General features: G+C 62.2%; 5 protein-coding genes and 1 pseudogene. All 6 read right to left on the bottom strand.

Features of this window, described 5'->3' with window-relative positions; translation table 11 throughout:
- Window positions 1-8706, bottom strand: a pseudogene (locus tag A5652_RS26965) (amino acid adenylation domain-containing protein); the annotation flags it as partial.
- 5 nt (window positions 8707-8711) lie between these two features.
- Window positions 8712-8942, bottom strand: a complete 231-nt coding sequence (locus A5652_RS17305) for an MbtH family protein (RefSeq protein WP_067353915.1) — start codon at window positions 8940-8942, stop codon at window positions 8712-8714.
- 684 nt (window positions 8943-9626) lie between these two features.
- Window positions 9627-10901: a glycosyltransferase gene (locus tag A5652_RS17300; protein ID WP_067353911.1), complete on the bottom strand. Its 1275-nt coding sequence runs from the start codon at window positions 10899-10901 to the stop codon at window positions 9627-9629.
- A gap of 313 nt (window positions 10902-11214) precedes the next feature.
- Entirely contained in the window at window positions 11215-12183 is a 969-nt protein-coding gene (locus A5652_RS17295) for an FkbM family methyltransferase (RefSeq protein ID WP_067353907.1), read from the bottom strand.
- Between the two features lie 413 nt (window positions 12184-12596).
- On the bottom strand, window positions 12597-13589 hold the full coding sequence (locus tag A5652_RS17290; protein ID WP_067353903.1) for an aldo/keto reductase: 993 nt from the start codon (window positions 13587-13589) through the stop codon (window positions 12597-12599).
- Window positions 13590-13844 (bottom strand): GMC family oxidoreductase (locus tag A5652_RS17285; protein WP_232001227.1); only part of this gene is annotated, 255 nt, incomplete at its 5' end. It lies immediately after the preceding gene.

The following is a 13844-nucleotide window of genomic DNA, read 5'->3' as shown; positions in this document are numbered from 1 at the left end:
GGATTGAGCCGCTCGACCAGTACCTCAAAGGGCACATCTTGATGCTCATACGCCGCCAGACTGCGCTGACGCACCTGGGCCAGCAGCTCCGCCACTGTGGGATCCCCGGCCAGATCCACCCGCAACACCAACGTATTGATGAACGCTCCCACCAGATCGTCTAGTGCGGTATCGCGTCGCCCAGCGATCGGGAAGCCCACTGCCACATCAGAATTGGCGGTAATCGTCGACAGCAACAGGGCCAGGGCGGCCTGAACCACCATGAAGCTGGTCGCATCGTGCTTGCGGGCCATCTCGCGGACCCGCTGCTGCAGTTCGGCCGGCCAGTCGACCACCAGACTGGCCCCGCGGTAATTGGCGACCGCCGGATAAGGCCGATCGGTGGGCAACTGCAGCTGCTCGGGCAGCCCGGCCAGAGTTTCTTCCCAATACGCCAGCTGTCCGGCGATGCGGCTGGCGCTGTCGTCGAGGTCACCGAATTGCGCGCGCTGCCACAACGTGTAATCGACATACTGCACCGGCAACGGCGCCCAACCCGGAGCCCGCCCCGCACACCGGCTGGCATAAGCCGCACCCAGATCACGTACCAGCGGAGCCACGGACCACCCGTCGGCGGCGATGTGGTGCACCGCAGCCACCAACACATGCTCATCCTCGGCGACACGGAAAAGCCTTGCCCGCAAAGGGATTTCATTAGCCAGATCAAACGTGTAGCGGGCCGCTGCGCCGGTGGCTTCCTCCAGCCGGTCGTCCGGCCACCCGATGGCATCCACGACCTGCCAGCCGAAATCGGCCCGCTCAGCCGCCACCACCTGCTGCTGGGGTATCCCGTCCACCTCCGGGAACAACGTCCGCAGGCTCTCGTGACGGCCGACCACATCGGCGAGCGCCGCCCCCAATGCGTCGGTGTCCAGCCGACCACTGAGCCGCAAGGCCACCGCCATGTTGTAGATCGGTGACGGACCCTGCAACTGATCGAGGAACCACAGCCGGCTCTGGGCAAACGACAGCGGAACCACTGCCGGCCGCTCGACGGCCACCAACGGCTCCAGCCCGCCCCCGTCGGCACCGGTGCGGGGCGCCAGCTGGGCCACGGTCGGCGTCTCGAACAAGGCACGCACCGACAGGCCTGAATCGAAAGACTTGTTGACAGCGGCAATAGCCCGCATCGCCGAGAGTGAGTCGCCGCCGAGTTCGAAGAAGGATTCGTCGACGCCGACGCGTTCGAGGCCAAGGACCTGGGCGTAGATCCCGGCAAGGATTTCCTCGGTCAACGTGGCCGGGGCCCGATAACCCTCGGCGTCTTGATATTCCGGTGCCGGCAACGCCCGCTTGTCCAGCTTGCCGTTGACCGTCAGCGGCAACCCGTCAAGCACGATCACCGCCGCGGGAACCATGTACTCAGGCAACCGCTCAGCCAACCCCGCCCGCGCCGCGCCCGGATCCACCGTCCCGGTCACATACCCCACCAGACGCTTATCACCAGGGCGATCCTCACGCGCGATCACCACCGCCTGACGCACCCCATCCAGCGCGGCCAACGCCGCACGCACCTCACCCAACTCGATGCGATACCCACGAATCTTGACCTGCTCATCAGCACGCCCGAAGTACTGCAACTGCCCGTCAGCGCCCCACGACACCACATCGCCGGTGCGATACATCCGCACCCCGGTCCCACCGAACGGGCAAGCCACAAACCGCGACGCCGTCAAACCCGCGCGGCCCACATAGCCATAACCCACCCCCGAACCGGCCACATACAACTCACCGACCACACCGACCGACACCGGCCGCAACCAACCGTCGAGCACAAAAAAGCCCAAATTCGCCAGCGGCACCCCCACCGGACTGGCATTCGCCTCCACATCAGCGCGCACGATCTCCCTAAACGACGCATGCACCGTCGTCTCGGTCGTGCCATACATATTGATCAACCGCGGCGCCTGTGGATGATGCTCCAACCACGACCCCAACCGCTGCGGCTCCAACGCCTCCCCCGCAAACACCACAGCCTGCAACTCAAGCTGCTGACCCTGCTCCGGGCGCACCTCATCAACAGCCTGCAACGCATAAAACGCCGACGGCGTCTGACTCAACACACTGACCCGCTCAGCAACCAGCAACGCGTGGAAATCCTCCGGCGAACGAGCCACCGACTCCGGCACCACCACCAGCCGCCCACCATGCAGCAACGCACCCCACATCTCCCACACCGAGACGTCAAAGGCCAACGAATGCCACTGCGACCACACCTGCCCCGACAACTCCAGATGCTCGCCCGCAGCCTCCAACAACCCCGTCACATTGCGGTGAGAAATCGCCACACCCTTCGGCACACCCGTGGTACCCGAGGTATAGATCAAATACGCCACATCATCAGCCGAATACGCCGCCAACCCCGTACCCGGCTGCTCACCAACGCGCGGATCATCGAATTCGACCACCACCAGGCCAAACCCATCCAACCGATCCGCCAACGCACTAGCACACACCGCCACCACCGGAGCAGCATCACCGAGCACAAACTCCACCCGCGCCGCTGGCACCGCCGGATCAATCGGCACATACGCCGCCCCGGTCTTGAGCACCGCCAAAATCGACACAACCGCCTCGACCGAACGGGAAAACAGCAACGCCACCCGCTCACCCGGACCCACACCCAAGCCAACCAACAAGTGCGCCAACCGATTCGACGCCTCATCAAGCTCGCGATACGTCACCGACCGGCCAGCGAAACTCACCGCCACCGCCTCCGGAGCCCGCGCCACCTGCGCAGCAAACAACACCGGAATCGACACCCCCAAGCCCACCGCCTGGGTCAACACCCCCCGATTCGACCACCCATCCACCAACGCATGCTCAACCTCATCCAACAAATCCATCGACGACAACCGCCGCACCGGATCAGCAGCCATCCCCACCAAAATCTGGTGCAGCCGATCGATCAGCGTCTGGACGTTGGATGCGTCGAACACGTCGGTGTCGAATTCGAGGCGCAAGCCCAACTCAGTGCCCGGCAGCACCTGTACCGCGAGGGGATAGTGGTTGTACTCGCGGTTGGTGAACTCGGTGACGGCCAAGCCGTCGGCGCCCAGCAACCCCTCGGTGTCGAGCGGATAGTTTTCGAACGCGAAAAGGGTGTCGAATAGCTGGTCGTGTCCAGTGGCGCGGTGTATTTCGGGTAGCGCCAGGTGCTGGTGCTCAAAAGTGTTGTTCTGGATGGTCTGCAGCTGCGCCAGTAGATCCGTGGTGGTGGTTGTAGGCGTGATACGCGCGCGCATCGGCACGGTGTTGATCAACAGCCCGATCATCGAGTCCGCGCCGAGTATCTCGGGTGGTCGGCCCGAAACCGTGACACCGAAGACAACGTCATGCTGGCCGGTCAGCGAGGTCAGCAGCTGCGCCCAAGCGGCCTGAAGCACGACGTTGACCGTGGTGTGGTTGGAGCGCGCCAACTCACCGAGGGCCTTGGTGGTGTCTTCTGGCACCCGAAAAGATGCGACGCTTCGGCGCCCGTGCCGCAACCCACCTGACTCGCCCACCAGGGTCGGGGTGTTGAAATCGGCGAGTACCTCACGCCAGGCAATGTGGGCGGAATCAACATCCCGATCCGCCAGCCAGGTAACAAACCTGCGATATGGGACCGCCGCGGGGAGTCGCTGGCCGGAGTAGCTGGCAAAGATTTCTCCCAGCAGGATCGACAGTGACCAGCCGTCAAGCACGATGTGGTGGTTCGTCAGCACAAATCGGTAGCGGTCAGTTGCGGTCCGGATCAACACCGCCCGAAAGGGTGGCTGGTCGGCGAGATCGCAGACCGCGGCGCGTTCGGCGGCGCACACCCGCTGGATCTGCTCGTCGACGTCGAGACTGCCGTCAAGCTGCACATATCGCCAGGGCAGTTCCGGGTCAGCAGGGATGATCTGCACCGGCCGGTCGAACTTGTCGGAGAACCGAGCCGCGAGGTTCGGATGCCTGTCGACCACCGTCTGCACCGCATCTTGCAACCGGTCCGGGTCGAGCGGGCCGGCCACGGTGATATCCAGCTGCACCGCATACAGATCGTCGCTACCCTGCCCCGTGCTGGCATGAAAGAGCAGGCCCTGCTGCAGCGGAGTCAGCGGCAGGACGTCAGCAATCCGCATATTGCCGCTGGAGCTCGTCGATCTGCTGCTGGCTGAGACCGGTAAGCCCGATATCGGAGGGCGTTAGCCCGCCACCACCGCGACGCACGTGCGCGCAGATACCGGCCAGGGCGTCGAACCACAATCGGCTCAGCCGCCTAACCTGCGCTTGATTCAGTGCCGAGGGCGCCCACGTCCAGTCGGCGTGCAGGCGCGGGCCGGTCTCGGTGTCAATGGTGGCAGCGTTGAGCTCCACCGTGTGCATCAGTTGCATGGGGACCGCCGCAGCCGCAGCGGTCAATGACAAGCCGTCCTGGCTGATCTGCCACAGCTCGCCAGGTGTCTCGGCGCCCGGGCCACCAAGCCGCCCCAGATAGTTGAACCCGATCTGCGGATCGGAACCGGCCAGATCAACGTCGGTGTTCATGTAGCGCAGCAGGCCGTAAGTCAAACCGTCCGGAAGGTCGCGAAGTTGTTCTTTGGCGGTCTTGATCGCCGCACCGAGTGCGGCATCACCGGACCCCACCTGGGCCCAACTCAGCCTGCCAACCGCCAACGCGACCGGGTATTTGGTGGTGAACCATCCCACCGTGCGTGACAGATCGACATCGGTCGCCAGTTCCTCGTTGCGTCCGTGGCCTTCGACATCGATACCGATCGGCGCACCGGCAGTGCCAAGGAACTCCGCCAACGCCACCCCAAATGCGATCAGCAGAATCTCCTGCACGCCAGCATGGAACGACGCGGGAACCTCACCGAGAAGCAGACGGGTCGTCTCAGCATCCAGCTGCGTGGACAGGCGCCCAGCCGTGGCAAACGTGTCAACCGCGGGCTGCACCGCCGGCAGGACCGCCGGCGTCAACAAAACCTTCCGCCACGTCTCGACCTCGCTCAAAACCGACGGATCGCGCGCATACTCGGCCAGCAGAGACGACCACCGGGCAAACGATGTTCCGCCAGGCGGTAGTGCCGCCGGCTGTCCGCCGTGGCGCTGCGCCCAGGCGATGTTGATGTCTTCGAGCAATACTCGCCATGAGACCCCGTCGACGGCCAGATGGTGAATGACCAACGCCAACTGCCCGGTGGACGCCACCCACACAGCGCTGAGCATCACGCCAGCGGCTGGGTTCAACCGCGACCGCGCCTTTACCAGCGCTTCCTCGGACAGCACGTCCACCGACTGCAGGCACCCGCCGGCATCGACAGACCCCGGCTCTGGCACCTGCAACGACCAGCCCCCGGCGCCATCGTCCTCGGCACGCAGGCGCAACATGGCATGCCGGTCCAGCAACGCCTGCAGAACCGCCACGACATCCGTCTCGCTCACCCGCGGCGGCGCCTCCATCACCACCGTCTGGTTGAACTGATCAACTCCGCCGCTCACGCCATGCAGCCAGCGCATGATCGGGGTCGCCACCACCGGCCCGACACCGTCGTCATCAATTGCGCCATCACGGTCGACGACGCCGGCCACGAGAGCCAGACGCGCGACGGTCTGCTCGACGAACACATCGCGCGGCCGGCACAGCACGCCGGCTTTCCGAGCCCGCGCGACAACCTGCATCGACAAAATGCTGTCGCCGCCGAGTTCGAAGAAGGATTCGTCGACGCCGACGCGTTCGAGGCCAAGGACCTGGGCGTAGATCCCGGCAAGGATTTCCTCGGTCAACGTGGCCGGGGCCCGATAACCCTCGGCGTCTTGATATTCCGGTGCCGGCAACGCCCGCTTGTCCAGCTTGCCGTTGACCGTCAGCGGCAACCCGTCAAGCACGATCACCGCCGCGGGAACCATGTACTCAGGCAACCGCTCAGCCAACCCCGCCCGCGCCGCGCCCGGATCCACCGTCCCGGTCACATACCCCACCAGACGCTTATCACCAGGGCGATCCTCACGCGCGATCACCACCGCCTGACGCACCCCATCCAGCGCGGCCAACGCCGCACGCACCTCACCCAACTCGATGCGATACCCACGAATCTTGACCTGCTCATCAGCACGCCCGAAGTACTGCAACTGCCCGTCAGCGCCCCACGACACCACATCGCCGGTGCGATACATCCGCACCCCGGTCCCACCGAACGGGCAAGCCACAAACCGCGACGCCGTCAAACCCGCGCGGCCCACATAGCCATAACCCACCCCCGAACCGGCCACATACAACTCACCGACCACACCGACCGACACCGGCCGCAACCAACCGTCGAGCACAAAAAAGCCCAAATTCGCCAGCGGCACCCCCACCGGACTGGCATTCGCCTCCACATCAGCGCGCACGATCTCCCTAAACGACGCATGCACCGTCGTCTCGGTCGTGCCATACATATTGATCAACCGCGGCGCCTGTGGATGATGCTCCAACCACGACCCCAACCGCTGCGGCTCCAACGCCTCCCCCGCAAACACCACAGCCTGCAACTCAAGCTGCTGACCCTGCTCCGGGCGCACCTCATCAACAGCCTGCAACGCATAAAACGCCGACGGCGTCTGACTCAACACACTGACCCGCTCAGCAACCAGCAACGCGTGGAAATCCTCCGGCGAACGAGCCACCGACTCCGGCACCACCACCAGCCGCCCACCATGCAGCAACGCACCCCACATCTCCCACACCGAGACGTCAAAGGCCAACGAATGCCACTGCGACCACACCTGCCCCGACAACTCCAGATGCTCGCCCGCAGCCTCCAACAACCCCGTCACATTGCGGTGAGAAATCGCCACACCCTTCGGCACACCCGTGGTACCCGAGGTATAGATCAAATACGCCACATCATCAGCCGAATACGCCGCCAACCCCGTACCCGGCTGCTCACCAACGCGCGGATCATCGAATTCGACCACCACCAGGCCAAACCCATCCAACCGATCCGCCAACGCACTAGCACACACCGCCACCACCGGAGCAGCATCACCGAGCACAAACTCCACCCGCGCCGCTGGCACCGCCGGATCAATCGGCACATACGCCGCCCCGGTCTTGAGCACCGCCAAAATCGACACAACCGCCTCGACCGAACGGGAAAACAGCAACGCCACCCGCTCACCCGGACCCACACCCAAGCCAACCAACAAGTGCGCCAACCGATTCGACGCCTCATCAAGCTCGCGATACGTCACCGACCGGCCAGCGAAACTCACCGCCACCGCCTCCGGAGCCCGCGCCACCTGCGCAGCAAACAACACCGGAATCGACACCCCCAAGCCCACCGCCTGGGTCAACACCCCCCGATTCGACCACCCATCCACCAACGCATGCTCAACCTCATCCAACAAATCCATCGACGACAACCGCCGCACCGGATCAGCAGCCATCCCCACCAACACGCGTTCCAGCCGCTTCGCCAACTCGCGAAGATCGCAATTCGGAAGCAGTTGCCCGGCACCCGGCGTGCTGAGGAATAGCTGATCCTCGTCCCGGAAAAAGACCAGCCTGAACTGGTCCCCGAGGCCGTCGTGGGTCAGGGTCGCCGTCACAGCCGAACCGGCGAGATCAGCCAGGTGTGTGGTCGGGATGAAGTTGACGGCTACCCGACTCGAGGGGTGACCGGACCCGCGAGATCCTGCCGCATTTTCAAGCGCGTGCACCGGGAATCGCTGGTGCTGCAACGCTTCGCGGATTCGCGTGTCGACATGCTCGCAGAAGTCGGCCACCGTCGAACCCGGTGCAGCCTTCAAGACCAGGGGCACCACCCCGGAAATCATCCCCGGCACCAGCTTTGACTCTTGCCGCACACGCCTGCTTACCGGGAAATCGAAGACGACTTCCGAGCTCTCGACATCGCCCCCACCGACGAGCAGCGCACACGCCGCGGTAATCACTGACGATCGGCGCATGCCCAACGTCTTCGCTAACTTGTCGATGCCCGCGACAGCGTCCGGGTCCAACTGCACGGGAGCAGACGATTCGTCGCCGTCATTCCCGTTCGCCGATGTCTGATAGCGCGGCTCACTCTGCGGAGGCAGGTTCCTGGCCCAATATTCCTGATCGTCGAGGTAATCGCTGGATGCTTCGTATTCCAGCTCACAGTCAATCAAATCCTGCAGCGATCCAAAGTAATTATCAGGGATCGAGTCGCCGTAAGCGATAGCGCTATACGTGGTTGCTATCCGGTGAAGAACGAGGGCAAGGCCGATTCCGTCGGTGACAATGTGGTGGCAGCACACAAACCAATAAAACTCATCTGGTCGCGTCTGCAGTAAAGCGAATTTGAATAGCGGCCCACTAAGCGGCATCGCCGTTCGCTGAATGGATGATGCCAGCCGGTAGGCGTCCTGCTCGGGATCTTGCGATTCCGTCAAGTCATAACGAGCAAGCTCGACGTGCGGGTCATCGACCACTGTTTGGATGATCTGGCCATCGTCCTCGAAAAAAGCGGCTCGAAGTGGCTCCGCCTCGCGTACTACCTGCCGGATCGCCGATTCGAACAAATCGGGGTCAATTGGGCCTGATATGCGCACAAACACGCCCAGCTGCCACCTGGCAGCAAACTCACCTGTTTCTTCCGCAAGCCAAATATCCAACTGCCCCCGCGTTAGCGGAAGTGAACGGTCATGAAGTCTCATACCACTCCCCCAAAACACGCGTTCTACTGGTCAGAAGCGCGGGCCGTCGCCAGCCTCTCGCGCAGACTTTTCGGCCGTATGTCGGTCCAGTTCTGGTCGATGTAGTCCAGGCACGCGGCGCGGTCGGCTTCGCCGTACACCACCCGCCACCCGGTTGGAACGTCAGCGAAGGTCGGCCACAAGCTGTGCTGCTCCTCGTCGTTAACCAAGACGAGAAAGCGGCCGCTTTCGTCGTCGAACGGATTGACGCTCACCGATTCTTCATACCCCTCTAGTCGACGTGTGTAACACGACCCAAACGGTACCGGAGGCATCCGGGCCTGTCCGTGCTTTTGACAAACTTGATGGCCAGGCCCGCGTGACGCTCGCCACAGGCCGGGCGGCGGTGTGCGGGACCAGCTTTCGCCCAACGACTTCCCACAGTGTGATTCGCGGCGCTCGAGTTTGCTCCGGGGCCGCTTTTGGTGGGTAAGCGTGCGCCAGACAAGGGAGTTCCGCAAGCGAATGGGACGCCGCGCCGCGGCCATCACGGAATTAATTGGCACTTCATGGGGGGATTTCTGACTTTCAAGGCAGCATAGGTGTTGCGCCGCTCATTTTTGTCGTTCATTTCGATCGGCTAACGGCGATCCGCGCTATGTCGTGACCGACGATCCATACAGCAAACATTTGCTACGGCCGGTTCCGGTTCGCATCACGTTGAGCAATTTTAACCGGAGGTCTGGCGTGGTGACGCTTCCCGTCACGAAAGTCCACGCCGGCGCTGCCGAAACGGCCTCATCGCGGACCGAAAGCCACGCCACGCCCCCAAAGTTCGAGCGCCGCCCATTGCGGATGACGAATTCCGCCAGGTCCGCGCCTATTTCCTCGGTTTTCTTCGTTGAGGGCCGGCGTCGCGCGGGATCATGTAGTAACCGCTTGGTCGACCCCTTTGCCGCTCAGCCAACAGGCTTTAAGCGTGCGAAATCTTCCAGGCGATCGGCGGCGGCCGCAACGCTGTCAGACGGACTTGTCATCTGGGTGGCGATCTCGCGTGCCCGGGCAATGTATTCCGGGACGAGGATGGTGCGCAGGTCCGCGACCAGCGATTCACGGGTAATTTTCGAAAAGCGCCTGGTGGTGCCCACCTTCAGTCGTTTGACCGTACCTCCCCAAATCGTTTGAGTGACGTCCATCGACAGGATCAGGGCGGGGACGCCAGCGCGTAGGCCTACGGCCGTGGTGCCCGCGCCACCGTGATGGACGATCGCGCGGCAAATCGGAAATATCGCCGCGAAATTCGCGGCGGGCACCACCTTGACATGCTCGAAATGGGGGACGTCGGTGAAGTCACTCCAGCCGGCGCACACCAACGCCCGCTCGCCTAACTCCGCGCAGGCCGCACCGATCATGGCCAGCGTGTCGGCCGGGGATTCAACCGGCATACTGCCGAACCCAAAGAAAATCGGCGGTGTTCCCGCAGAGATCCAGGAGACGACCTCCTCGTCGGCATCGGTCGGCGACTCCATCGTCAGCGCACCTACGATGGGCCGTCGACCCTCAAATGCCGCCCATTCGGCTGCCAGCCCGGGAAAGCAAACCTGGTCGTAGGCTTGAATTTCCAGCGATCCCCGTTCGGAGATTCGTCGCGGGGCGGGCTTCGTCGCCTTCGGTAGACCGAGTTCGCGGCGCTGTGCATCTTCGACGTTCTTTTCGATGAGCCAATCCAGCCAGTCGAACACGGTCATCGCTAAGCGGGCCAGCGGTGCCGGGAGAAATGCCAGGACCTGGCCGTTGGCCCGCACTGGGACATAATGCAGCGTGGCCAACGGGATGCCGTAGTACTCCGCGACGTTGGCGGCAGGTCGCTCGAACGCTAGGCCGGTGAACACAAGGTCGGCCCCCTCCTCCGCCAGCAACGACATCAGCGTCGTGCTCAGCTGCCCCCAGCACTCGCTTACAGGTTTTGAGAGTTCGCCCCACAGCCTGCGCAGCTTATGGATTTTCCAAAAGTTGCGGAACAAGGACGTCCAGAAGTCGCGGTAGGCGGTCAGGTAGGACTGCGAATTCGGTCCGTACGCGACCGCCGCAAGGCCAGTCGACTCGGCGAAGGCAACTAGGTCAGGCGGGACGGCGATACGCACGTCGTGGCCGCGGCGTAGCAACTCACGACCGAGGGCGGCACAAGGCTCGATATCGCCACGAGTTCCGAAACTCGCCAGCACAAATCTCACTGTGGATACTGACCTTTCACATATGTGCCGCCTCGTACAAATGAAAGCGGCTATCTCTTCGTCCGCCGGCCGCCCGGCAACTCGACCCCGTGCGCGCGCTATCCACCGGGATTCACAAGTTTGGGCCACGCTACATAACCGGGCCGTTGCATACGACCCATTGGCTGATCGCACCAGCCCAAAGCGAGTGGACCACCACGGCACCGACCTCGGACCAGCAACAACCCCACCTTACCCGACAAAGACCACACGACTTGACCCGAAGACAGACCCCAACGGGCACCGGTCGGCACGTCGCGCATGACGGATCCGGCTAGGCGTCCCAGGAGTAGCGCGGGCATTTGTGCACGAAAATTTCGTCAAAGAAAAGTAGGCCCTGGTAATCGAAACCTGACGTTGTCAGTAATTCATAAACTTCAGGGAAAGTATGAGTGTGCTCTACGCCTATGACGTTGACTTGCACGGCGTCGAAATCAATACCACGCAGAACCTCTAGCTCGGCACCTTCGACATCGATCGAAAGATAGTCCACGACTTTCACGTCGGATTCATTAAGGACAGTAGCAATTCGGTGGCACCCTACGGTCTCCATTTCTTGATTGAGTTTCATGGGCTTGCTCAGCCACTGTATCCATTGAAGTTGGTCCATGTGGTCAGGTATTCCACTCAACATGGAGCCCCCATGAGTCGAGTCGAATACCATCGATAGCATGCTCCGAGGTGGGGGCATTTTGGTTATTTCGGGCCGTGTTTGTTCGGAAAGCGCCAGGAAGGGAACCTCGCCGTCCCGATAGTATGCGCAGCCTCGGATCAAACGGCAGGCGCGTGTGCGTTGTAGAACTTGAAACGCGGCTGGATTAGGCTCGAACGCGATACCCTGCCAATTTAGATTCTTCTCAAAAAAGGCCGTATTGCTGCCCATAATTCCATCGAATGCACCCACGTCAATAAAAAAGCCGGGCCCGTGGTTTTTGAAGAACCATCGATTCAGGAACATATCTTGGCCCATTTGACTTTGGTATCCCTGCTCCAGTCGGTCCGCAGAGAAAACCTGCCGATAAATATCTTTCGCAGACAAATGGGGATCGTGGTTGCGGAAGAGATACCCTATCGCTCCACCTGCGGACCCAGCGGTAGTCGTCAGCTTTAGAACTCGCCCAAAAAGATATGGCTCACCGAAGGAAGCAAACCTTCGAATCAGCGGAAACCGCATCAAGTACACGAGCGCACGCACCGCAACACCTTGCAAGAGCCGCCGAATCTTGGTGAAAAAATCTAGCATTCGCCACACACCATCGTTCTGAGCTCGAACGCGGCTCTCTTGCATCGCCAACCCGCGCACGCGCAGGTGGTCGGCGCCGGCAGGGCGGTGCGGTCATGCGATGGTCGCGCGAAGCCACCCGTCCGCGTGGGGTCATAAAGGCGCGCGCACATATGCGCCAGCTCGCTTAGGTGGCAGGCAGTGAAACGGCGCCACGCACGGCGCATCCTCGTCCCGGTTTCGACGCGCTCGCTCCACGACATCCTTTTCATCCGCCTCCGGTCGGTCCTGTTCTTCTTCTCCCCCACGGCTCCGTCATCGAAAGACGCTGTGCACGAACACAAAACTATCACCCCTTCGCGGGAGTCGATGGGTGCTTGCCGTACCCTCCGTCGCGTCTGCCGCGCCGCCGAGGTGTGTGGCTGTGGAAGTCATCAGTCCGCCGCATGACCTGTTTCCAGCCAGTGCAGCGCCGCCTCATCCAGCTTCAGAGACAATGCTGCCGCGTTGTCGGCGAACTTCTCCAACGTGGTGCAACCGACCACGGCGAACACATGCAGCGGGTGGCACAGGACGTACGCCAGCGCAACCTGCGCGACGGTCACATCACGCTCGCGCGCGAATGTTTTTGCGCGATCGAGCCTTTCGATGTTCTGTTCGGTGCCGAAGTAAGTTGCGCACCAACGGCTCATACGGTTGCGGCCTGGATTTTTCGGGTCGTAGTGGTTGGAAAAGAATCCGCGGGCGAGGCTGGACCACGAGAACACCGACAGCCCGTGTGTCGAATACCATTGCCTCGCCGCGCGCTGGGCGTCCCCTCCAAGTGTGACGGCGCCGGGCCATGGGGCTTTTGCCCATTCGGCCAGGCTGAACTGAACGCTTGAGGCGCTAAATGGCGTCGATCCCGCGGCCGTGGCATGCGTGTTGGCCTCGGTAATTCGCTCGTGAGACCAGTTCGACGCACCGATCGCGCTGATCTTCCCTTCGTCGACGTGACGGCTGAGCCGCTCCATGATGGGTTCGACCGACGCCGTGGGGTGGTCGTAATGAAGCAGATACAGGTCGATGGAATCCGTGCCGAGCGCTTTGAGTGATGCGTGAAGGTCGTGCGTAACGTCAGACGCAGAGAGCCGCGGACTTTTCAGCAAGAGGTGCGGATGACATCCCTTGCTGATGATCACAACATCATCGCGATTCCGGCGTAGCCGCATCCAGGTCCCCAGCGTGCGTTCGCTGTCCCAATAAATGCGCGCAGTGTCGAATGTGTTGTACCCCAGCTCGAATGACCGATCCAAAAGCGAAAAAGCTTGTCGTTCAAGGGTTCGACTGGGCGGTAGCAACGGTAGTCCCCGACCCCGCAATCGATCGGTGCCGAAGACGATCCGAGAGACCGGCTTATCAATCCCCGCAACCTTCCCGTACTCCATTCAGTTCACACCGTTCGCATAGTCACCAACAATGAATCGACACGCTCGAACAGTGAGAGCCATCATCGTGAGCGTGGGATTCTGATATCCGGGCGAGACGAAACACGCACCGTCGGTAACGAATACGTTGTCAACATCCCAACACCGGCAGAAAGAGTTCACCACCGAGTTCTCCGGTGTCTCGCCCATGCACGCGCCGCCGGTCTCGTGGATGGCTCCCCCAGGCCATAAGGCGCCAGATTCCGTGAGGACCAG

This window comes from Mycobacterium sp. 1165178.9, assembly GCF_001673555.1.
In the GTDB taxonomy this organism is placed as follows: Bacteria; Actinomycetota; Actinomycetes; order Mycobacteriales; family Mycobacteriaceae; genus Mycobacterium.
Note: the sequence above shows the minus strand (reverse complement) of the source record. Positions and strands in the feature narration are given on the sequence as shown.